This is a genomic window from Myxococcus sp. MH1, assembly GCF_059738865.1.
On sequence record NZ_AP026947.1, the window covers coordinates 8,757,642 to 8,778,998 of the forward strand.

Below are 21,357 nucleotides of genomic sequence, written 5' to 3' on the forward strand. Positions count from 1 at the left end.
GCGTGCGAAGACTCGCGGACCTGTACGAGCGGCTGGACCAGACCATGTCCACCAACGCGAAGGTGGACGCGCTCACGCGCTACTTCACGGAGGCGCCCCCGGAGGACGCCGCGTGGGCGCTGTACTTCCTCACGGGACAGAAGCTGAAGCGGCTGCTCACCACGAAGCTGCTCGTCGGATGGACGCAGGAGCTGACGGGCATCCCCGACTGGCTCTTCGCGGAGGTGTACGCGTCCGTCGGGGATCTGGCCGAGGTCATCGCGCTGTTGCTGGACAACCTGGAGCGGCCCGCCGAGCCGGAGGAGCTGCCGCTCTCGGTGTGGCTCACCCAGCGACTGTTGCCCTTGCGCGAGTTGGACGTGGCCGAGCAGCGCGAACAGGTCGTGTCCTGGTGGCGCTCGATGCCCCGGCGCGAGGTGTTCCTCTTGAACAAGATGCTCACGGGCGAGCTGCGCGTGGGCGTGTCCTCCACGTTGGTGGTGCGCGCGGTGGCGAAGGTCGCGGGGCTGCCCGCGCCAGACGTCGCGCATCGACTGATGGGCACCTGGACGCCGTCGCGCGAGTTCTTCCAGCAGCTCATCTCGCCGGATGTCTCCGACGCGGAGAGCTCCAGGCCGTATCCGTTCTATCTGGCCTCTCCCCTGGAGCAGCCGCCCGACGCGTTGGGTGAACTCTCGGACTGGTTGGTCGAGTGGAAGTGGGACGGCATCCGGGGCCAGCTCATCCACCGCCACGGAGACGTGTACCTGTGGAGCCGGGGCGAGGAGTTGCTCACCGAGCGCTTCCCCGAAATCACCGAGGCCGCGAAGGCCCTGCCGGAAGGCACGGTGCTGGACGGCGAGGTGCTCGCGTACGAGGACGGCAAGCCCCTGCCGTTCGCGCGGCTCCAGCGTCGCATCGGCAGACAGAAGCTGACGGCCAAGGTGCTCGCGGAGGCCCCCGCGGCCTTCATCGTCTACGACCTGCTGGAGCACGAAGGACAGGACATCCGCTCGTTGCCGCTGCAGGAGCGCCGCGGGCGACTCGAGACCTTGCTGAAGACACATCCCCGCTTCCCCATCTCGCCCTCGGTGGAGGCGGAGTCGTGGGAGGCGCTGGCGCACACGCGAAGCGAGGCCCGCGAGCGCAACGTCGAGGGCTTCATGCTCAAGCGCAAGAGCTCCGCATACCTCACGGGCCGCAAGCGGGGCGACTGGTGGAAGTGGAAGATCGACCCGTTCACCGTGGACGCGGTGCTGCTCTACGCGCATCCGGGACACGGGCGACGCTCGTCGCTGTACACGGACTACACCTTCGCGGTGTGGAACGGGACGGACCTGCTGCCGGTGACGAAGGCGTACTCGGGGCTGACGGACGAGGAGATTGGCAGGCTGGACCGGTGGATTCGCTCGCACACGCGGGAGAAGTTCGGACCGGTGCGCTCGGTGGAGCCCGAGCAGGTCTTCGAGCTGCACTTCGAGGGCATCCAGTCTTCACCGCGTCACAAGTCCGGCGTCGCGCTGCGCTTCCCACGCATCGCCCGGTGGCGCACGGACAAGAAGCCCCAGGACGCCGACTCACTGGACTCGCTCAAGGAGCTGCTCCATGCCGGCGCGTAGGTCGCCTTCGCTGAAGGCGCAGCTCCAGGCCCGACGCAAGGCGCTCCGAGGCGAAACCGAGACACCCTCCCCTCCGAAGCGCCGCAAGCGGACGACCCCACGTGAGCGAGTCACCGGAGGCCCGCCGCCGATGGAGCGGCTGCGCGCCTGGTTCTCGTCGAAGGGTTGGACGCCCCATGCGTTCCAGGAGGAGTCCTGGGCCGCGTACGCGAGAGGCGACAGCGGGCTCATCCACGTCCCCACCGGCGCGGGGAAGACCTATGCCGCGTATCTCGGCCCGCTCGCGGACGTGGTGGAGCATGGCGAAACGGGGCTTCAGATTCTCTACGTGACGCCGCTGCGCGCGGTGTCGCGAGACGTGGAGCGGGCGCTCCTCGAACCCTTGAGCGTGCTGGACACGGACCTGGACGTGGAGAGCCGTACCGGTGACACCTCGTCATCCGTGCGTCAGCGCCAGCGCGAGCGGCTCCCCGAGGTGCTCATCACCACCCCGGAGTCCCTCTCCGTGATGCTGTCGAACGAGCGGGCACCGGAGCTGTTCTCCTCCCTGCGCGCCGTCATCGTCGACGAGTGGCACGAGCTGCTCGGCTCCAAGCGGGGAACACAGACGGAGCTTGCCCTGGCGCGGCTTCGGCACTTCGCGCCGAGACTTCGCACCTGGGCCCTGTCCGCGACGCTGGCCAACCTGGACGAGGCCGCGCGCCATGTCGTCGGCACCGGGCCCCCCCCCACGCTCATCAGCGCGAACATGGAGCGACCCGTGGAAGTGGAGACGCTCCTCCCGGAGACGGTCGACAGCTTCCCCTGGGCGGGGCACCTGGGCTTCACCATGCTGGCCGGCGTGGCGGCGAGGCTGGACCCGAAGCAGTCCACGCTCATCTTCACCAACACGCGCTCACAAGCGGAGCGCTGGTACGAGGGCCTCCGCTTCGCCCGTCCCGAGTGGGAGCACCTGCTCGCGCTGCACCACGGCTCCATCGACAAGGAGGAGCGCGAGCGCGTGGAGCGCGGCCTCAAGGACGGCACGCTGCGCTTCGTGGTGTGCACCTCCTCCCTGGACCTCGGCGTGGACTTCGGCCCCGTGGAGCGCGTGGTCCAGGTCGGAAGCCCCAAGGGCATCGGCAGGACGCTCCAGCGCGCGGGACGCGGAGCCCACCGTCCTGGCGCCACCTGCAACATCCTCTTCGTGCCCACGCACGCGCTGGAGCTGGTGGAGATGGCCGCTGCCAGGGACGCCCTCGCGCGCAAGGAGGTCGAGCCACGCCTTCCGCCCCGCAAGCCCCTGGACGTGCTCGCGCAGCACCTCGTCACGTGCGCGCTCGGCGGCGGCTTCACCCGCGAGGCCCTCCGAGAGGAAGTCCGGAGCGCCACCACCTACGCCAGCCTCACCGACGAGGAGTTCGACTGGACGCTCACGCTGGTGCGCGAGGGCGGCCCCACGCTGAGCGCCTACCCCGAGTTCCGCCGCGTGGAGGAGCACGACGGCCGCTTCGTCGTGAAGGACCCACGCGTCGCGCGGCTGCACCGGCTCAACATCGGCACCATCGCCTCGGACGCCATGGTGGAGCTTCGCTACTGGACCGGGGGCCGCCTGGGCAGCGTGGAGGAGTCCTATGTCAGCCGCCTGCGCCCGGGAGACACCTTCCAGTTCGGCGGCAAGAAGCTCGAGTTCAACCGACTCCAGGGGCTCACCGCCTATGTGCGCCCCGCGAAGGCGAAGGTGACGCGAACGCCGCGCTGGGGCGGGAGCCGACTGCCGCTGTCCACCTGCCTGGCGGCCGCGGTGCGCCGCACGCTCGATGCCGCGCGCCACGGCGACGTCACCTCCGATGAGCTGGCCGCCGCGTGGCCCGTGCTGGAGACCCAGGAGAAGCTGTCCCGCATCCCCGCGGCGAACGCGGTGCTCGCGGAGCTGTGTCACACGCGCGACGGCCACCACCTCTTCCTCTATCCCTTCGAGGGCCGACGGGTGCACGAGGGCCTGGCCGCCCTGCTCGCCCTGAGACTGACGCGGCTGCAGAAGGCCACCTTCAGCGTGTCGGTGAACGACTACGGCCTGGAGCTCGTCACCCCCGCGCCCTTCCCCTTCGAGGAGGCGCTGCGCCCCGCGCTCTTCACGCGCGAGCATCTGGAGGAGGACGTGCTGGAGAGCGTCAACGTGGGTGAGCTGACGAAGCGCCAGTTCCGCGACATCGCCCGCGTCGCCGGGTTGGTGCTCCCGGGCCTCCCCGGAGCCCGCAAGTCCACGCGCCAGGTCCAGACGAGCGCCGCCCTCCTCCACGACGTCTTCGCCCGCCATGACCCCGGACACCTGCTGCTGCTCCAGGCCCGACGCGAGGTGCTCGAACAGCAATTCGAGCAGGGCCGCCTGGAGCACGCCCTGGAGCGACTGGAGGCGGGCCCCGTGGAGCAGGTCCATGTCCGCAGGCCCACGCCCCTGGCCTTCCCCCTGGTCGTCGAGCGCATCAGCGCCAGCGTCTCCAATGAATCCCTGCTGGAGCGCGTGGAGCGAATGAAGGAGCGATGGACCCGCGACGATGCCAGGTCCGCGTAGGCGGCACCCCGTTGGAGCTCCTCCCGGAGCGGGCCCTCTTCTGGCCCGAAGCCCGCACGCTCGCCGTGGCCGACCTCCACTGGGGCAAGACGGAGAGCTTCCAGCGCCACGGCATCCCCCTCCCCCTGGGCGTGCTCGACGAGGACCTGGCCCGACTGTCCTCCGCGCTCAGCTCCACCGAAGCGCGCCGGCTGCTCGTCCTGGGCGACCTGGTCCACGCCCGCGAGGGCCTCACCCCCGCCCTCGTCCAAAGACTCGCCGCCTGGCGTGAGTCCCACGCCGACGTGACGATGGTCCTCATCCGGGGCAACCATGACCTCAGGGCCGGCCCGCCGCCGGACGCGTGGCGCCTGGACGTCCACGAGTCCCACCTGGATGAGGGGCCCTTCCGCTTCGCCCATCACCCCACCCCCGAGACAGGTCGCTACGTGTGGGCGGGGCATTTGCACCCCACGGTGCGGCTGTCGGCTGGCCGGGACAGGCTGCGTCTCCCATGCTTCCACCTGGGTCGGGATGTGGGAGTCCTCCCGGCCTTCAGCGCCTTCACCGGCGGCTTCGACATGACCCGCCGCCCCGGCGAGCGTGTCTTCGCCCTCGCCGGCCCTTCCGTGGTCGAGGTGTAGGATGAGTACCGCCAAGCGCCGCAGGATCCTGGGCATCATCGCCACGGACCTCACCTTCGAGCGCACCGAACACCGGGGACGCGAGGCCTGGCTGGGCAAGTGCCTGCACTGCAACGCCCACCTGTTGGTGGGCCTGGATGGGGAGCCCATCAGCCGGGCCACCATCGAGCACATCGTCCCGCGGACCGCCGGCGGCACCGACACCCTGGAGAACCTGGCCCTGGCGTGCGCCCGCTGCAACCAGGGCAAGGGCACCCGCCACGACCCCCACTACCACCGCGATGCCCGCGCCCGGGAGCTGGTCGAGAAGCTGCTCGCCCGCCGCCGCGAACGCTGGCGCGCACCGGATGGGGGCGACGAGGACTCCGACCCGGAGTGAGCCAGCCCACGCACCCGCGCGACACGACCTGTCTGTGAGGGCCGACACGCGCATCCGGGGGCGGCTGAAACAGGGGAGTTGATCCGTCTCAGACGGAAACGACTCAACGTCGCTTCCGCCCGCCAGAAGAGAGATTCATCGCTTCCGGACCGCGATTTCCCGCCTCCGCGCGAGGAAATGGTATCCCACGGCCACAACATCAGAATGGTTGACACTGCGGTGTCGATGGTCAATGGTCCCGCGCCGCGCTGGGTTGGACAGGAGGAGGGACCCGCCCGCGGCAACATCCATAGAGGTTTCGTTGGACGTGACTGCTTCGTCTTCCGCGCGCCAGGAGCCGCCCCCCCGCCCCCACGGGGCCGGGATCGTTCCGCCGCTGTTCGCGTCGAGTCACGCGTTGGCCTCTTCCTCCTCCTCGTTCACCGTAGTCGTTGAAGCCCCCTTGCCCATGGTCCTGGTATGAGCGGCCCTCTGTTTCCACGCTGGACGAACACGGTGTCTCGGCTCTCCGCCGCGGCGCTTCTTGCCGTGCCCGCCATCGGCATCGGCGGCCTCATGGCGTACGTACGGTCTCCGTACGTCACGAACCAGCAGATGCCCGTCGAACAGCCGATCGAATTCGACCACCGCCACCACGCGGGTGACGAGAAGATCGACTGTCAGTACTGCCACTGGTCCGTGGACAAGGCGCCCTCCGCGGGCATCCCGTCCACCACCGTGTGCATGTCCTGCCACGCACAGGTCTGGAACAAGAGCCCGTACCTGACCGAGGTGCGCAAGGCATTCTTCGCGGACATGCCCATCCAGTGGGTGCGCGTCCACAACCTGCCCGACTTCGTCTACTTCAACCACGCCATCCACGTGAACAAGGGCGTCGGTTGCGCCACGTGCCACGGCCGCGTGGACCAGATGGGCGCCATCGAGCAGGCCGCGCCGCTGACCATGGCCTGGTGCCTCGAGTGTCACCGCAACCCCGAGCCGAACCTGCGGCCCGCGGAGTTCATCACGTCGATGACGTGGACTCCGCCCAAGGACAAGGCCGAGGCCGCCGCGCTCGGCAAGAAGCTGAAGGAAGAGTACGACGTCCACTCGCGCGAGAGCTGCTCCACATGCCACCGATGAACACGAAGCGCGACGGCGCCCCGTCGCAGGAGTCCTCTTCCTTCGCGCTCCCGGTCGTCTCGGACCGGCCTGCCCCGGCGCCCGACGCCGTGGGTGAGGCGCTGGACCACGCCGCCCGGCACGCGAACTCCTCCGAGCACGGCTACGGCCAGACGTACTGGCGCAGCCTCGAGGAGAAGCTGGGCACCTCCGAGTACATGGAGGAGACCCGCCCCGAGTTCCCCGCGGGCGCGGACCTGCCCCCCTCCGGCTTCGTCCGCCGCGAGTTCATGCAGCTGCTCGGCGCGTCGCTCGCGCTGGCCGGCGCCACGGCCTGCAGCACCCGTCCCCAGGACGAGAAGCTGCTGCCGTACACGAAGACGCCGCCGGAGGTCACCCCCGGCAACCCGCTGCACTACGCGTCCGCGATGACGCTGTCGGGCCACACGTCCGGCCTGCTCATCACCGCCCGCGAGGGTCGCCCCGTGAAGATCGAGGGCAACCCGGACCACCCCATCAACCAGGGCGCCGCCTGCACCTTCGAGCAGGCGTGGCTGTTGTCCCTGTACGACCCCAGCCGCGCCCGCGTGCTGCGCCAGGGCAAGAGCCCCCGCGCCCTGCGCGTGCTCAACGAGACCCTGGCCGGGCTCTCGACCAAGGCGGCCAACGGCGGCTCGCGCGTGCGCTTCCTCACGGAGGCCGTGGGCTCCCCGCTGACGGGTGACCTGCGCAACCGCATCCTGAAGAAGCTGCCCAACGCGCGCTTCTTCAGCGCGTCCTCCAACCAGGACAACAGCGCGGACGCCCTGCGCACGCTGTTCGGCGGCCAGCACGTCACCGCGCTGTACGACTTCGCCAACGCGGACGTCGTGCTGTCGCTGGACGCGGACTTCCTGGAGAGCTGCCCGGGCAACCTGCGCCACATCCGCGAGTTCGCGGACCGCCGCGACCCGCGCAAGGGCAAGCTCAACCGCCTCTACATGGCGGAGGCCCGCTTCTCCATCACCGGCGGCATGGCCGACCACCGCAAGCGCCTGAAGTCCCGCGAGATCCTGGGACTGGCCGCCGCCGTGGCCCAGGCCGTGGGTGGCAGCGCCGCGTCGCTCGCCGGTCCCGCCGCCGCCAAGTCGGAGCTGCGCGGGGACATGGGCAACTGGGTGCAGGCGGTCGCCGCCGACCTGCGCGCCGCCGGTCCGGGCCGCTCGCTCGTCATCGCGGGTGAGCGTCAGCCGGCCGCCGTGCACGCGCTGGCCCACGCCATCAACGACGCGCTCGGCAACGCCAACAAGACCGTCCGCTACGTCCAGGCGTCCATCGCGGAGGCCACCGGCCTGTCGCAGGCGCGCGCCCTGGTCGAGGACATCGAGGCGGGCCGCGTCGACACGCTGGTCATCACCGCCTACAACCCCGTCTACACGCTCCCCGCGGACGTGGGCCTGGCCAAGGTGCTCAGCAAGGACCACCCCAACCGCGCCAAGCTGAACGTCATCTACACGGGCCTCTACGAGGACGAGACCAGCGCGCACGTCGACTGGTTCATCCCCGCGGCGCACCCGCTGGAGACGTGGAGCGACGGCCGCTCGGTGGACGGCACCGTCTCCATCGCGCAGCCGCTCATCCAGCCGCTCTTCGCGGGCGTGCCGGAGGCGGAGCTGCTCGCCATGTTCCTGGACGAGCCCTTCCGCCCCGCCTACCAGCTCTTGCGCGACTACTGGCGCGGCCAGTCCGCCAACGCGGCGGACTTCGAGGCGCGCTGGGAGACGTGGGTGTCCCAGGGCTTCATCGAGAACACCGCGTCCGCCGCCGTGGCCACCGCCCCGGACTTCGGCGCCGCGGCCTCGCTGGTCGCGGGCTACACGCCCCCGGCCACCGGTGACCTCGAGCTGAACTTCATCACGGACTACAAGGTCTACGATGGCCGCTTCGGCAACAACTCCTGGCTGCAGGAGCTGCCCGAGCCCATCACCAAGATGACCTGGGACAACGCCGCGCTCGTCGGCCCCGACACGGCCAAGAAGCTGAGCCTGTCCCCTGGCGACCTGGCGGAGCTGTCCTACGCCGGCCAGAAGCTGACGGTCCCGGTGTGGGTGGTCCCCGGTCACGAGGACGACACCGTCACGGTGGCGCTGGGCTACGGCCGCGACGGCCTGCACGAGCAGGTCGCCAAGGGCGTGGGCTTCAACGCCAACCTGATTCGCACCAGCAAGAACCCCTGGTTCGACGGCGGCGCCACGCTCACCAAGGTGCGAGGCACCCACAAGTTCAGCCTGACCCAGACGCACTGGCGCATGGAGAACCGCCCCATCGCGCTGGACATGCCGCTGTCCGAGCTGGAGAACCCCTCGGTCGCCACCCAGCACACCCTGCACCGCGTGAAGGGTGAGCTGAAGCTGGGCATCCAGGACAACCTCGAGCCCTTCGAGTACAACGGCTACAAGTGGGCGATGGCCATCGACCTGTCGCGCTGCACGGGCTGCAGCGCCTGTGTCATCGCCTGCCAGGCCGAGAACAACATCCCCGTGGTGGGCAAGGCCCAGGTGGCCGTCAGCCGCGAGATGAACTGGCTGCGCATCGACCGGTACTTCGAGGGTCCGGAGAACGACCCGAAGATGGTCATGCAGCCCGTCGCGTGCGTGCACTGCGAGAAGGCGCCTTGCGAGTACGTGTGCCCGGTGAACGCCACGGTGCACTCGGACGAGGGCCTGAACGACATGGTGTACAACCGCTGCGTCGGCACGCGGTACTGCTCCAACAACTGCCCCTACAAGGTCCGCCGCTTCAACTACCTGCACTACACCGCGGACAAGACGGCCACCGAGAAGATGCTGATGAACCCGGACGTCACGGTGCGCAACCGCGGCGTCATGGAGAAGTGCACGTACTGCGTCCAGCGCATCGAGCGCGTTCGCATCGACGCGCGCGTCAAGAAGGAGCTCATCAAGGAGGCCGACCTCAAGACGGCCTGCCAGCAGACGTGCGCCGCCCAGGCCATCGTCTTCGGCTCCCTCCACGACGAGAAGCAGCTCGTCTCGCAGCTCCATGAGGACGTGCGCGCCTACAAGCTCCTCCACGAGCTGGGCACCCGTCCGCGCACCGCGCACCTCATCCGCGTGCGCAACCCGAATACCGCCCTCGAGCCGGCCAAGGCCGCGCCGCAGGAAGGGAGCCACTAAGCCATGGCCGAGACCGCTGCCCACCACCCGCTCGACCCGCTCGAGCCACGGGACCTCGTCGCGCCGCACCACGACGACAAGTCACTCAACGAGACGCTGCTGGACCATGTCTGGCGCAAGCCGGGCAAGGGCTGGTTCATGCTCTTCGGCCTGTCGCTCAGCGCGCTGGGTCTGCTCGTCATCGGTGTCACCTACACGCTGGCCCGCGGTATCGGCGTGTGGGGCAACAACCAGCCGGTCGGCTGGGCGTTCGACATCATCAACTTCGTCTGGTGGGTCGGTATCGGCCACGCCGGTACGCTCATCTCCGCCATCCTCCTGCTCTTCCAGCAGAAGTGGCGCACGAGCATCAACCGCTTCGCCGAAGCCATGACGCTGTTCGCCGTCATGTGCGCGGGTCTGTTCCCGCTGCTCCACACGGGCCGTCCCTGGTTCGCCTTCTGGCTGTTCCCGTACCCCAGCACCCTGGGCGCGTGGCCGCAGTTCCGCTCGCCGCTGGTGTGGGACGTGTTCGCCATCTCCACGTACCTCACGGTGTCCGCGCTGTTCTGGTTCGTGGGCCTCATCCCGGACCTGGCCGCGCTGCGTGACTCGTCCAAGACGAAGCTGCAGCGGACCATCTACGGCCTGTTCGCGCTCGGCTGGCGCGGCTCCGGTCGTCACTGGCACAACTACAAGATTGCGTACCTGCTCCTGGCCGGCCTCTCCACGCCGCTGGTCGTGTCGGTGCACACCATCGTTTCGTTCGACTTCGCCGTCTCCCTGCTGCCCGGCTGGCACGCGACCATCTTCCCGCCCTACTTCGTGGCCGGCGCCGTGTTCAGCGGCTTCGCGATGGTCATCACGCTCATCGTCCCGGCGCGCAAGTACCTGGGCCTGCGGGACGTGATCACGGACCGGCACCTGGAGAACATGAACAAGGTCATCCTGGCGACGGGCCTGCTCGTCTCCTACGGGTACCTGATGGAGCACTTCATCGCGTGGTACTCGCAGAACCAGTACGAGTTCTGGACGTTCTACGTGAACCGCGCGACGGGCCCCTACGCCGGCGTGTACTGGCTGATGATCGCCTGCAACGTCATCACGCCGAACATCTTCTGGTTCAAGAAGTGCCGGACCAGCATCCCCATCATGTGGGTCGCCTCCATCGCCGTGAACATCGGCATGTGGTGCGAGCGCTTCATCATCATCGTCACGTCGCTGAGCCAGGACTTCCTGCCGTCGTCCTGGGGCATCTACTCGCCGACGTGGGTGGACTGGAGCATCTACGTGGGGACGCTGGGCCTGTTCGGCACCCTGTTCCTGCTGTTCCTGAAGTTCGTGCCCGCGGTGGCCATCAGCGAGGTGAAGGAGCTCCAGCTCGAGCTCAAGCACGCCGCCCACCACAACAGCCACGGAGCGCACTAGAGTCATGGAAGCCAAGGTCCTCGATTCCTGGGTGCTGGCCGAGTTCGCGACGCCAGACATCCTCGTGGATGCCACCCGCCAGATGCGGGAGAAGGGCTTCCAGGGGATGGATACGTACTCCCCCTATCCGTTGCACGGCGGCTCGGAGGCCCTGGGCCTCCCGCCGTCCCGCGTGCCCTTCATCGCCCTGTGCGGCGGCCTGACGGGCCTGGTGACGGCGCTCTCCATGCAGACGTGGATGAACACCATCGACTACAAGCTGAACATCGGCGGTCGCCCGCTGCTGTCGCTGCCGGCGTGGGTGCCCATCACCTTCGAGCTGTCGGTGCTGTTCGCGGCGTTCGGCATCTTCTTCGGCCTGTTGGGGCTGAGCCGGCTGCCGCAGCCGTACCACCCCGTCTTCGAGTCCGAGGAGTTCCGCACGGCGTCCACGCACGGCTACTGGCTGAGCGTGCCGCACGCGACGGGCCAGGACTCCACCGCCGTCATCGACCAGCTCAAGGCCCTGGGTGCCACCCAGGTGACCGTCGTCACGGGAGAGAAGGAATGAGGTGGCTCATCCCCGCCGCCGGACTCGTCGCGCTGTCGGGCTGCGACGTCCCCTCGGAGTTCCTGCAGCGCATGGAGCACCAGGCCAAGTACGAGTACTACGAGGCCTCGGACTTCTGGGCGGATGGCCGCGCCATGCGCCAGCCCCCGGCGAACACCATTCCGCGTGAGCGCTTCGCGAGCGTGTCCGAAATCAAGGACCCCATCGCCCGCCAGACGGCCGTCACCGGCCGCGCCAACGGCCAGCCCACGGCCACCATCCCCGTGACGGTGGATCAGGCGCTGCTGACGCTGGGCCAGCGCAAGTACAACATCGTCTGCTCGCAGTGCCACGGCGTGCTCGGCGACGGCAACAGCGTGGTGGCGGAGAACATGGCCCTGCGCCTGCCTCCGTCGCTGCTGGAGCTGGAGACCAAGCCGGCGGGTCACTTCTACACGGCCATCAACGAGGGCTACGGCGTGATGCCGTCCTTCTCCGGCGAGCTCGACGTGCGCGAGCGCTGGGCCGTGGTCGCCTACGTGCGAGCCCTCCAGGAAGCCCGAAACATCCGGACGGCCGGTCAGCAGCCCGTCCCGCAGGAGAACCGATGAGCCCCGCAGCCGAAGCCTCCGTTCCCCTCGAGCGTTACACCGGCACGCCGAAGTACATGGTGCCGGCGTTCGGCGTGGGCGTCCTGGGCATCCTGGCCACCCTGGCCATCTTCTTCGCCACCGACGCGAAGGGCATCGCCGCCCACAGCTACCTGCTCGCGTTCACCTACTGGGTGGGCATCAGCGTGGCGTTCATCATCATGATCGCCATCTTCCACACGGCCAAGGCCAAGTGGCTCATCCTGCTGCGCCGCACGATGGAGACGGGTGCGTCCACCATCCCCGTCTTCGTGGCGCTCATCATCCCGCTGGTCTTCATGGCGGGCTACCTGTACCCCTGGTGGCCGGGCTCGCCGCTGGCCGCGAGCATCACCGGCCTGGAAGCCGAGCACCTGTCGCACAAGATCCACTGGTACCTGCGCCCGGACTTCATGGGCATCCGTCACGTCATCTACTTCGCGGTGTGGATCTTCGCCGCGTGGAAGCTGCGCAAGCTGAGCGTGCAGCAGGACACCGAGGGTGGCCTGGACTTCACCCGGCGGCTGCGCCGCTTCTCCCCGGGCATGCTCCCTCCCCTGGCGCTGACCATCACCTTCGCGTCCTTCGACTGGCTGATGAGCCTGACGCCGCTGTGGCAGTCCACCATCTTCGGCGTGTACTACTTCGCGGGCAGCTTCCTGTCGGCGTTCTGCATCCTGACCATCGTCGCGACGTACGCCCGGGGCCAGGGCCTGTTCGGCAACCTGGTGACGACGGCCCACTTCCACAACCTGGGCAAGCTGATGCTGGCCTTCACGGCGTTCTGGGCCTACATCGCCTTCTCCCAGTTCATGCTGGTGTGGATCGCCAACATCCCGGAAGAGGCGCCCTGGTACGGCCTGCGCATCTTCGGAGCGTGGAAGCCGGCCTCCATCGCCCTGTTCTTCCTGCACTTCGTGCTGCCGTTCTTCACGCTGCTGTCGCGAAATCTGAAGCTGCAGCCCCGCAAGCTGTCGCTGGTGGCCTTCTACCTGCTGGCGGTCCACGCGTTCGACCTGTACTGGCTCATCTGGCCGGCGCTGACGGGCAATGCCGGGCCTCAGCTGCTGGCCAACCCGCTCAGCATCATCACGCTCGTCACCTCGTTCGTGGGCGTGGGTGGCATCGCGGTGGGGTTCGCGCTGAAGAACGCGAGCAACAGCTACACGATGCCGGTGAAGGACCCCTACATCGCGGAGTCCCTGAGGTACGTGCAGCCATGAAGAAGACCCAGGTTGAGCTCGAGTCGCGTGTCATCGTCGGCGCCCACGGTGTGGCCGCCGAGGAAGACCACATCGTCATGAGCAAGGTGGTGGGCATCGGTGTCGGCTCGCTCGTCATCTTCGCGGTGGGCATCGTCTGGGCCTACGCCATCCAGGTGCGCACCATGAAGGAGGCCCAGCCGGACGGTCCTCCTCCGATTCCCGCGGCCATGGGGCAGTACGAGGTGGGCATCGTCAACCAGCGCCTGTTCGAGCAGGACTGGCACGCCGAGGAGAAGATCGGCGGCCAGCAGCAGGCGCTCAAGGCCGGCTGGGGTGACCAGCCGGGTGTCAAGGCCCATCCGTCCCTGGACGAGGCCATGAAGACGGTCATCACGAAGCAGAACGCCCCGCCTCCGCCCGCCCCGGCGCCGGCCCCCGAGCAGCCCCAGGAGCCGACCCCGGCTCCTCGGCAGTAGCTTCCGCCGCCAGCATCACGTAAGAGCCGCTCGCGATGATGTCCCTCTTCTCCCACATCCCCCAGTGCGCCCCCCGCCTGGGGATGCTCGTCGCGGTGGCCCTGGTGCTGGGCACGGCGACCCCGGCCCCGGCGATGCCCGGCGGTGGCAAGACGCCCCGCTCCATCGTCGAGGCCCAGCAGGACGCCCCGCCCCAGTTGAAGGGCGTGGACGTGGAGGAGCACCTGGGTGACCCGGTTCCTCCCCTCACCCGCTTCCTGGACTCCAATGGCCAGGAGGTGACGCTGGGGACGGTGCTGCCCAAGACGCTGCCCACGCTGCTGACGCTCGTCTATTACAACTGCCCCATGCTCTGTAACCTGGTGCTCAACGCCCAGGTGAAGACGATGCGGGAGCTGGGTCTGGAGCTGGGCCGCGACTACGAGGCGGTCACCATCAGCGTGGACCCCGAGGACACCCCGGCGATGAGCAGCGAGCGCCGGCGCAAGCACCTTCAGTCCATGGGCAAGCCCGAGAGCGCGCCCTGGCACTTCCTCACCGGGACGGACGCGGAGATCCGCCGCCTCGCGGACGCGGTGGGCTTCAAGTACACGTACGACGAGAGCACCAGGCAGTACGCCCACCCCGCGGTGGTGATGGTGCTCACGCCGGAAGGGACGCTGTCGCGGTACCTGTACGGGACGGACTTCCCTCCCAAGGACATGAAGCTGGCGTTGCTGGAGGCGGCCGGCGGCCGCGTGGGTACCAGCTTCGACCGCGTGGTGATGTCCTGCTTCAAGTATGACACCGCCACCCGGCGGTATGGCTTCTACATCTTCGGGTTCATCCGCCTGGGCGCACTGGCCGTCTTCTTCGCCCTGGCGACGATGCTGATCTATTTCTGGAGGCGCGAGCTGAAGAAAGGCGCGGCGGCATGAGCGAGCTTCTCAACAACCTTCTGTTCCTCCCGGAGAGCGCGTCCACGTTCGCGGAACGGGTCGACCTGCTGCACCACTTCGTCGTGGGAACGACGATGGTGATGTCCACGGGTGTCGGCCTCGCGGCGCTGTTCATGTTCTTCCGGTACCGCCGGCGGCTCCCCGCCCAGGCGACGGAGTACGTCGTCCCCACGCTGAAGACGGAGTTCCTCTTCGTCTCCGTGCCGCTGGTGTTCTTCCTGGCCTGGTTCGGTATCGGCTTCCGGGACTTCACCTGGGTCACCACCCCGCCCAAGGACGCGATGGACGTCTACGTCATGGGCAAGCAGTGGATGTGGAAGTTCTCCTACCCGGAGGGCCCCAACGGCGTGAACGTGATGCACGTCCCCGCCAACCGTCCCGTGCGCCTGCTCATCACGTCCCGTGACGTGCTGCACTCGTTCTACGTGCCGGCGTTCCGCATCAAGATGGACGCGCTGCCGGGTCGCTACACGCAGATCTGGTTCGAGGCGACCAAGCCCGGCACGTACCAGGTGCTCTGCACCGAGTACTGCGGCCTGTCGCACTCGAAGATGCTGGCCGAGGTCGTCGTGCTCCCCGAGGAGGAGTACGAGGACTGGATCAAGGAGCAGCGCCGCGGCCGGCTGCAGGACCGTCAGGACGCGCTCGCGGACACCTCGCTGGTGCCGCCGGTCGCCCGGATGGTCGAGCAGGGGCAGATCCTGGCCGGTACGCAGGGCTGCCTCAAGTGCCACTCGGTGGACGGCTCGGCGCACATCGGCCCCACCTTCCTCGGCATGTATGACCGCGTGGAGAAGCTCGACGACGGTCAGGACATCCGGGTGGACGAGGCCTACATCACCCAGTCGATGATGGACCCGGGAGCCCACCTGGTGGCGGGCTACCAGAACGTGATGCCGACGTACCAGGGCAAGCTGCAGGGCCCCGAGACGGCCGCCATCGTCGAATACATCAAGTCGCTTCGCACTCCGAACGTCCGCGAGGGCGCCTCCGAGGGACCCGCCTATGACCCCATCCAGTAGCATCGACACGGCGGGGGCCGCCCCGCACGACGAGCACCACGACCACCACCCGAGCTATCTGGTGGACGGCACCACCATCAAGAGCTGGCTCTTGACGGTGGACCACAAGCGCATCGGCCTGATGTTCCTGTTCTGGGTCCTGCTCTTCTTCCTCGTGGGCGGCATCTTCGCGCTGCTCATCCGGGTGGAGCTGCTCACCCCGGGCCCGACCATCATGGACGCGATGACGTACAACCGTACGTTCACGCTCCACGGCCTGGTCATGATCTTCCTGTTCATGATTCCGGCGATTCCGGCCGTCTTCGGCAACTTCATGCTGCCGCTGATGCTGGGCGCCAAGGACGTGGCCTTCCCGCGACTGAACCTGGCCTCGCTCTACATCTACCTGGCGGGCGCGGTGCTGGCGCTGTGGGGCATGCTCAACGGCGGCCTGGACACGGGCTGGACGTTCTACACGCCGTACAGCACGCACACGACGACGACGGTGGCGCCCGTGCTGTTCGGCGCGTTCATCATCGGCTTCAGCTCCATCGCCACGGGCATCAACTTCATCGTCACCTGCCACACCATGCGGGCGCCGGGCATCACCTGGTTCAAGATGCCGCTGTTCGTGTGGGCCATCTACGCGACGAGCTGCATCCAGGTGCTCGCGACGCCGGTCATCGGCCTGTTGCTGGTCCTGGTGACGGTGGAGAACCTGTTCAGCTTCGGCATGTTCGACCCGGCGCGCGGCGGCGACCCGGTGCTCTTCCAGCACCTGTTCTGGTTCTACAGCCACCCGGCCGTGTACATCATGGTGCTGCCGGCCTTCGGCGTGATGAGCGAGATCGTCAGCACGTACAGCCGCAAGAACATCTTCGGCTACCGCGCGGTGGCGTACTCGTCCCTGGGCATCGCCTTCGTGGGCTTCTTCGCCTGGGGCCACCACATGTTCGTGTCCGGCCAGTCCACCTTCGACGCCGGCGTGTTCGGCGTGCTGACCATGCTGGTGGGTGTGTTCACCGCCATCAAGGTCTTCAACTGGGTGGGCACCGTCTACAAGGGCGCGGTCGACTTCAAGACGCCCTTCGCCTACTTCTGCGGCTTCCTGTTCTTCACCGTGTTCGGTGGCATGACGGGCATCGCGCTGGGCACGGTGTCGCTGGACGTGGCGTGGCACGACACGTACTTCGTCGTGGCGCACTTCCACTTCATCATGGTGGGCGCGACCATCATGGCCTTCCTGGCCGCCCTGCACTACTGGTTCCCGAAGATGTTCGGGCGCACGTACCACGAGGGATGGGGCCTGGTGTCCGCGGCGCTCATCATCCTGGGGTTCAACGCCACGTTCATCCCCCAGTTCCTCTTGGGCAACAACGGCATGCCGCGCCGGTACTATGACTACCCGGAGCGCTTCCAGGCGCTGAACGTCGCCTCCACCGCGGGCGCGACGCTCTTGGCCTTCGGGTTCATCATCATCGCCATGTACCTGGCGTACGCGCTGGTGTACGGCAAGGCCGCTGGCAAGAACCCGTGGCGCAGCAAGGGCTACGAGTGGCTGAGCGAGTCTCCTCCGCCGACGCACAACTTCGTGGGTCCTCAGCCGACGTTCCCCGAGGAGCCCCACTTCTACGTCGACCCGAAGAAGGCCGAGGTTCCCGATGCAGTCTAGCGCTCACACCGCCGACGGCGCGGCCAACACGCCGCGCCTGGCGATGCACTTCGCGTCGCTCGAGGTGCAGAACCACGCCGCCCGTCTGGGGATGTGGCTGTTCCTGGCGACGGAAATCCTGCTCTTCGCCGGCCTCTTCGTCTGCTACGGCTGCTACCGCTTCCTCTTCCCGGAGGCGTGGGCGGCGGGCAGCCGCAGCCTGGACCTGACGATGGGCACGGTGAACACCGTGGTCCTCATCACGTCCTCGCTGACGGCGGCGCTCGCGGTGCATCATGCGAAGCACGGCGAGAACAAGAAGGTGGGCGTGATGCTGGCGCTCACCCTCCTGATGGCCGTCGCCTTCCTCGTCATCAAGTACTTCGAGTACAGCCACAAGTTCCACGTCGGGACGCTGCCGGGCCGCTACTACAGCTACCCGGACATCCAGCTGCCGGGCATCTCGCTGTACTTCACGGTCTACTTCTGCTCGACGGCGCTGCACGGCCTGCACGTCCTCATCGGAATGGGCGTGCTGACGGTGGCGATGATTCGCGCCTTCAAGAAGGGCGACTTCGGTCCGAAGAACTACACGATGGTCGAGCTGGGCAGCATGTACTGGCACCTCGTCGACCTGGTGTGGATCTTCCTGTTCCCCATGCTGTACCTGGTCTGAGGGCGACACCACCATGGCCATCGCCAACGAATCCCATCAGGAAGAGAAGAACATGACGGAGCACCACGGAGCGGGCCGCTACTGGCTCATCTGGGGTGTCCTCCTGGTGCTGACGGTCGTCACCGTCGTCACCGGCCGCATGCACCTGCCGTCGTTCGGCCTGCTGCTCGCCATCGTCATCGCGACGGTGAAGGGCACGCTGGTGACGCTGTACTTCATGCACCTCGCGGAGCACCAGGGCGTCAACCGGCTCATCTTCGCCGTGTCCATCGTCTTCGTGATTCTCGCGCTCGTCATCCCCATGGCGGACCTGGGCACGCGCTTCCGCGGCGCCAACCCGCCGGGCTCGCAGTACAGCGACCTGCAGCCGCCGGACATCGGCACGGGTGAGCAGCGCGGCCGCTTCGGCGGCGGCATCCGCTCGACGGACGTGAAGGACTCGCCGCCTCCGGCGCCGAGCCACTGAGAACCACCGGGGGCAGCAGCAGCCCCTCGTATCAAGCCGCGGCGCCGAGGACCCTCCCCGGCGCCGCGTTGCTTTTGCGGGCTACAGCGCGACCTGGACGTTGAAGGCCAGCGCGGTGTCGGTGGGCACCTTGCCCTCGGGCGGCTTGCTGTCGTGCTTCACCAGGAAGCTGACGCCCAAGGAGAGCGCCTCCGTCAGGTTCACCGCCAGCTGCGTCTGGCTGTTCACCAGCACGCGCGAGTCGCCGATGACGCTCAGGAGCACCTCCGCGTCCTCCTTGAAGAGCACGTCCTTGGTGATGCCGTAGCGGAAGGCGACACCGAAGCGGGGGCCGCCGATGTCCACGTCCGGCAGGTCCAGGCGCGAGGGGTAGTACTGGAAGCGCGTCTCGCGCGCGTAGCGGAAGGCCAGGTCCGTGCGCAGGTAGGACTCGCGCTCGTCCTTCTTCTTCTCGTCCCACCACAGCACGCCCAGACCGCCTTCGCCGATGGTCCGCGACTCCACGCTCTTGACGTGGTCCGTCTCGGCGCCCGTCAGCAGGTAGCCGCTGAGCATCTGCGTGAAGCGGCGGTCTCCGCGCAGCTCCAGGCCCGCGTTGAGGGCGACGAGCTGCGACTCCTGCTCCTCCCCGGCCACCTCGGGCGGGCGGCTGCGGCCGTAGTTGCCGTAGCCCCGGATGCCGACAATCCAGTGCTCCGTCGTGCGCTGCGCGCTGGCCAGGCCGCTGAAGGTGAGCGTGGAGGCGTTGCCCGTCAGCGAGATGAGGCCCAGGCCCAGGGTGATGTCCCACTCCTCCTTCTTCTTGTCGTCCGCGGGGGCGGCGGCGCCCGGGGCGGCCGGGGTGCCGGCGATGACCCCCGCGGCGCGCTCGGCGGCCTCGGCGGCGCGGACGCTGGCCTCCGCGGCGCGCTCGGCGGCGGCGGCGGCGCGCTCGGCGGCGACGGCGGCGCGCTCCTCGGGCGTGGTGGCCTGCGCGGCCGCGACGGGGGCGGCGGGCTCCTGCGCGGCGGGCGTGGGCGCAGGCGTCTGGGCCTGCAGGGAGGTGGCAATCAGAAGGGCGGCGGAAAGCATCGGTTCTCCAGTCGTCTCGGTGCCGCCGGACCTGGATTCGGGGCGACGCGAGACGTCCTCGGCTCCCCCCGGGCCGGCGCGCCTCCTTCCTGCTCCAAACACGCTCGGTGCGGCAATGGTTGATTCGCGGGTTGTGCTTAATTCCGGGGCGGGGCTGGCTTCACCCAGGAGGACTCCCACCATGCACCTCGCCCGCATCGCGTCGCTGTGCCTGCTCTTGTCCCCCGTGGTGGCCGCCGCGCGGAACGTCACGGTGCCCGTGGACGTGGGCGTGGGGCCCGCCGCGTTCCTGTTCTTCGGGCCTGTCTTCGACGACCAGCCCATCCACACCGGGCTGAAGCTCTCCGTCGAGGCGGTGCTGGACAAGGACTGGCTGAAGAAGAACCAGCGCGCCATCCCGTCCCGCTACCGCAAGTACGCCAAGAGCGTGGACGAGGTGCGCATCTCCCCGTCCATCTTCATCCCCGACGCCCTCATCATCTCCCCCAAGGTGCGCGACACCGGCATGTATGGCATCACCTGGAAGCCCCTGGGGCTGGGGCTGCCGTTGACGTCCGGCCCGGTGCGGCTGGCGGTGGGTGGCGGGGTGCTCTTGACGTATGCGTACCTGCACTCGGACACGCTGGCGGACACGCACTTCGTGAGGCCGGGCGCGGAGCTGGGCGTGGACCTGGAGCTGCAGCTCTCCAAGAGCTTCCTCATCAGCCTGGGCTGGGAGTCCGCGCTCTACGTGCCGCAGGAGCTGGGCGGGCTGGGGCTGCCGGACCGGGTGCGCGACGGCATCTTCCACGTGGGCCAGGCCTACCTCCAGTTCCACGTGCGCTTCCCGTACAGCACGCGCCTGTGAGGCGGACGGACGGCCTCGCGGGAACCGGGTGATGCACGGGATGGCCGGGTGGCGATACCCTGGCGTGACATGCCCTTGGTCCTCGCCACCGACGCCCAGAAAGCCGAGCGCGACCGCGTCACCCATGCCGCCTGGGGCTCGCCCCTCACCGTGGAGCAGTTCCACCAGCGCGAGGTGCGGCTGCGCGCGCATCCCTGGTGCCGCGAGGGCATGCGCACCTGGCTGCTCGTCGACGACGGCGGACAGGTGCTGGCCTCGTGCGAGACGTTCCGCACCGACAGCCACCTGCGCGGCCCGGACGGCGTGGCCACGCCCGGCGTCAGCGAGGCCATCGCCAGCGTCTTCACGGTGCCCGAGCTGCGCGGCCACGGACACGCCACGCGGCTGATGGACCAGGTCGCCGAGCACGTCGCCCAGGAGGGCCCGGACCGGCACGCGGCCCTGCTCTTCTCGGACGTGGGCGCGCCGCTCTACCGGCGCTCGGGCTATCGCGAGGCGCCCGCGTGGGACTGGAACCTGCCCGCCATGGGTGGCCTGTCCACGCACGCGGTGGACGCGCTCCTGTGCGACGGGGACGTGCCGGAGGTGATGGGGCGCCTGCCGCGTCCGGACGTGCCCTTCCTGCTGTGGCCGAGCCCGGCGCAGGTGGACTGGCACCTGGAGCGGGAGCGGGTCTACGCGGAGCTCTTGCGTCGCCCCCGGCCGGAGGCCTGCGGCGCGGTGGTGGGCCGCTCGTTCGCGCTGTGGGCGATGATGGCCCGCTACGGCGAGCTGGTGGTGCTGCTGTTCGACGCGGAGTCGCTCGAGGACTCCATGGCCCTGATGGAGGCCGCGCGGGGCGTGGCGCACCGGGCGGGCCTGTCCCGCGTGGTCGTCTGGGAGGAGCCGGGCACCCTGCCCTGGCTGGCGCGCATTCCGGGCGCCACGCGCGTGGCCCGGGAGGGCTCGCTGCCCATGCTGCGTCCGCTGAGGGACGGGCTGCCGCCCGCCGAGCGGGTGACCTTCTCGCGCGCCCTCTGGGTGTGACGCGCGG

The 21,357-nt window shown here is 68.6% G+C and carries 19 protein-coding genes; 18 read left to right on the forward strand and 1 reads right to left on the reverse strand.

The genetic code is table 11. The features are described from left to right. The first annotated feature begins 2 nt into the window (after positions 1–2). The 16 genes from AC6JA9_RS34545 (at position 3) to AC6JA9_RS34620 (ending at position 18,406) form a co-directional block, all read left to right on the forward strand. Entirely contained in the window at positions 3–1,598 is a 1,596-nt protein-coding gene (locus AC6JA9_RS34545) for an ATP-dependent DNA ligase (RefSeq protein WP_473571265.1), read from the forward strand. Then, complete coding sequence (locus tag AC6JA9_RS34550) at positions 1,585–4,152, forward strand: ligase-associated DNA damage response DEXH box helicase (protein WP_497958419.1); 2,568 nt, start codon at positions 1,585–1,587, stop codon at positions 4,150–4,152. The genes AC6JA9_RS34545 and AC6JA9_RS34550 overlap by 14 nt, the downstream gene beginning before the upstream one ends. Further along, positions 4,122–4,775, forward strand: coding sequence for a ligase-associated DNA damage response endonuclease PdeM (pdeM, locus tag AC6JA9_RS34555; RefSeq protein ID WP_223748382.1), 654 nt, complete (start codon positions 4,122–4,124; stop codon positions 4,773–4,775). The genes AC6JA9_RS34550 and pdeM overlap by 31 nt, the downstream gene beginning before the upstream one ends. Position 4,776: 1 nt before the next feature. Next, positions 4,777–5,154, forward strand: a complete 378-nt coding sequence (locus tag AC6JA9_RS34560) for an HNH endonuclease (RefSeq protein ID WP_223781601.1) — start codon at positions 4,777–4,779, stop codon at positions 5,152–5,154. Between the two features lie 459 nt (positions 5,155–5,613). After that, positions 5,614–6,276 carry a cytochrome c3 family protein gene (locus AC6JA9_RS34565; protein ID WP_141329433.1) on the forward strand — a complete coding sequence of 221 codons (663 nt, stop codon included), beginning with the start codon at positions 5,614–5,616 and terminating at the stop codon, positions 6,274–6,276. Next, complete coding sequence (locus tag AC6JA9_RS34570; RefSeq protein ID WP_497960805.1) at positions 6,273–9,428, forward strand: TAT-variant-translocated molybdopterin oxidoreductase; 3,156 nt, start codon at positions 6,273–6,275, stop codon at positions 9,426–9,428. Before AC6JA9_RS34565 ends, AC6JA9_RS34570 begins: the two co-directional genes overlap by 4 nt. 3 nt (positions 9,429–9,431) lie before the next feature. After that, entirely contained in the window at positions 9,432–10,835 is a 1,404-nt protein-coding gene (gene nrfD, locus AC6JA9_RS34575) for an NrfD/PsrC family molybdoenzyme membrane anchor subunit (protein WP_223748381.1), read from the forward strand. A 4-nt stretch (positions 10,836–10,839) separates the two neighbouring features. Then, a complete protein-coding gene (locus tag AC6JA9_RS34580; RefSeq protein ID WP_223748380.1) occupies positions 10,840–11,385 on the forward strand; it encodes a DUF3341 domain-containing protein in 546 nt (181 codons plus the stop codon). After that, positions 11,382–11,975: a c-type cytochrome gene (locus AC6JA9_RS34585; RefSeq protein WP_223748379.1), complete on the forward strand. Its 594-nt coding sequence runs from the start codon at positions 11,382–11,384 to the stop codon at positions 11,973–11,975. Before AC6JA9_RS34580 ends, AC6JA9_RS34585 begins: the two co-directional genes overlap by 4 nt. Next, complete coding sequence (locus AC6JA9_RS34590; protein WP_223748378.1) at positions 11,972–13,216, forward strand: hypothetical protein; 1,245 nt, start codon at positions 11,972–11,974, stop codon at positions 13,214–13,216. The genes AC6JA9_RS34585 and AC6JA9_RS34590 overlap by 4 nt, the downstream gene beginning before the upstream one ends. Continuing rightward, a complete protein-coding gene (locus tag AC6JA9_RS34595) occupies positions 13,213–13,674 on the forward strand; it encodes a hypothetical protein (RefSeq protein WP_074951071.1) in 462 nt (153 codons plus the stop codon). The genes AC6JA9_RS34590 and AC6JA9_RS34595 overlap by 4 nt, the downstream gene beginning before the upstream one ends. A 35-nt stretch (positions 13,675–13,709) precedes the next feature. Next, positions 13,710–14,591 carry an SCO family protein gene (locus AC6JA9_RS34600; protein ID WP_141332230.1) on the forward strand — a complete coding sequence of 294 codons (882 nt, stop codon included), beginning with the start codon at positions 13,710–13,712 and terminating at the stop codon, positions 14,589–14,591. Beyond that, positions 14,588–15,634, forward strand: a complete 1,047-nt coding sequence (coxB, locus tag AC6JA9_RS34605; protein WP_223748377.1) for a cytochrome c oxidase subunit II — start codon at positions 14,588–14,590, stop codon at positions 15,632–15,634. The genes AC6JA9_RS34600 and coxB overlap by 4 nt, the downstream gene beginning before the upstream one ends. Beyond that, on the forward strand, positions 15,618–17,285 hold the full coding sequence (gene ctaD / locus AC6JA9_RS34610; protein WP_046715924.1) for a cytochrome c oxidase subunit I: 1,668 nt from the start codon (positions 15,618–15,620) through the stop codon (positions 17,283–17,285). Before coxB ends, ctaD begins: the two co-directional genes overlap by 17 nt. After that, entirely contained in the window at positions 17,275–17,940 is a 666-nt protein-coding gene (locus AC6JA9_RS34615) for a cytochrome c oxidase subunit 3 family protein (protein ID WP_141332232.1), read from the forward strand. Before ctaD ends, AC6JA9_RS34615 begins: the two co-directional genes overlap by 11 nt. A gap of 13 nt (positions 17,941–17,953) precedes the next feature. Next, entirely contained in the window at positions 17,954–18,406 is a 453-nt protein-coding gene (locus AC6JA9_RS34620) for a cytochrome C oxidase subunit IV family protein (RefSeq protein ID WP_223748376.1), read from the forward strand. 81 nt (positions 18,407–18,487) lie between these two features. Here AC6JA9_RS34620 and AC6JA9_RS34625 read toward each other — a convergent pair whose 3' ends face one another. Continuing rightward, complete coding sequence (locus AC6JA9_RS34625; protein WP_497958420.1) at positions 18,488–19,477, reverse strand: DUF481 domain-containing protein; 990 nt, start codon at positions 19,475–19,477, stop codon at positions 18,488–18,490. A 181-nt stretch (positions 19,478–19,658) separates the two neighbouring features. On the opposite strand from AC6JA9_RS34625, the gene AC6JA9_RS34630 reads away from it, so the two are divergent. Further along, positions 19,659–20,324: a hypothetical protein gene (locus AC6JA9_RS34630; RefSeq protein WP_223748374.1), complete on the forward strand. Its 666-nt coding sequence runs from the start codon at positions 19,659–19,661 to the stop codon at positions 20,322–20,324. 69 nt (positions 20,325–20,393) lie between these two features. Beyond that, a complete protein-coding gene (locus AC6JA9_RS34635; RefSeq protein ID WP_497958421.1) occupies positions 20,394–21,350 on the forward strand; it encodes a GNAT family N-acetyltransferase in 957 nt (318 codons plus the stop codon). The last annotated feature ends 7 nt before the right edge of the window (positions 21,351–21,357 follow it).

Excerpts from the sequence above, each read along its gene's own strand:
- AC6JA9_RS34550 (WP_497958419.1), top strand. The coding sequence starts at position 1,585 with ATGCCGGCGCGTAGGTCGCCTTCGCTGAAGGCGCAGCTCCAGGCCCGA.
- pdeM (WP_223748382.1), top strand. The coding sequence starts at position 4,122 with ATGGACCCGCGACGATGCCAGGTCCGCGTAGGCGGCACCCCGTTGGAG.
- AC6JA9_RS34560 (WP_223781601.1), top strand. The coding sequence starts at position 4,777 with ATGAGTACCGCCAAGCGCCGCAGGATCCTGGGCATCATCGCCACGGAC.
- AC6JA9_RS34565 (WP_141329433.1), top strand. The coding sequence starts at position 5,614 with ATGAGCGGCCCTCTGTTTCCACGCTGGACGAACACGGTGTCTCGGCTC.
- AC6JA9_RS34570 (WP_497960805.1), top strand. The coding sequence starts at position 6,273 with ATGAACACGAAGCGCGACGGCGCCCCGTCGCAGGAGTCCTCTTCCTTC.
- nrfD (WP_223748381.1), top strand. The coding sequence starts at position 9,432 with ATGGCCGAGACCGCTGCCCACCACCCGCTCGACCCGCTCGAGCCACGG.
- AC6JA9_RS34580 (WP_223748380.1), top strand. The coding sequence starts at position 10,840 with ATGGAAGCCAAGGTCCTCGATTCCTGGGTGCTGGCCGAGTTCGCGACG.
- AC6JA9_RS34585 (WP_223748379.1), top strand. The coding sequence starts at position 11,382 with ATGAGGTGGCTCATCCCCGCCGCCGGACTCGTCGCGCTGTCGGGCTGC.
- AC6JA9_RS34590 (WP_223748378.1), top strand. The coding sequence starts at position 11,972 with ATGAGCCCCGCAGCCGAAGCCTCCGTTCCCCTCGAGCGTTACACCGGC.
- AC6JA9_RS34595 (WP_074951071.1), top strand. The coding sequence starts at position 13,213 with ATGAAGAAGACCCAGGTTGAGCTCGAGTCGCGTGTCATCGTCGGCGCC.
- AC6JA9_RS34600 (WP_141332230.1), top strand. The coding sequence starts at position 13,710 with ATGATGTCCCTCTTCTCCCACATCCCCCAGTGCGCCCCCCGCCTGGGG.
- coxB (WP_223748377.1), top strand. The coding sequence starts at position 14,588 with ATGAGCGAGCTTCTCAACAACCTTCTGTTCCTCCCGGAGAGCGCGTCC.
- ctaD (WP_046715924.1), top strand. The coding sequence starts at position 15,618 with ATGACCCCATCCAGTAGCATCGACACGGCGGGGGCCGCCCCGCACGAC.
- AC6JA9_RS34615 (WP_141332232.1), top strand. The coding sequence starts at position 17,275 with ATGCAGTCTAGCGCTCACACCGCCGACGGCGCGGCCAACACGCCGCGC.
- AC6JA9_RS34620 (WP_223748376.1), top strand. The coding sequence starts at position 17,954 with ATGGCCATCGCCAACGAATCCCATCAGGAAGAGAAGAACATGACGGAG.
- AC6JA9_RS34625 (WP_497958420.1), bottom strand. The coding sequence starts at position 19,477 with ATGCTTTCCGCCGCCCTTCTGATTGCCACCTCCCTGCAGGCCCAGACG.
- AC6JA9_RS34630 (WP_223748374.1), top strand. The coding sequence starts at position 19,659 with ATGCACCTCGCCCGCATCGCGTCGCTGTGCCTGCTCTTGTCCCCCGTG.
- AC6JA9_RS34635 (WP_497958421.1), top strand. The coding sequence starts at position 20,394 with ATGCCCTTGGTCCTCGCCACCGACGCCCAGAAAGCCGAGCGCGACCGC.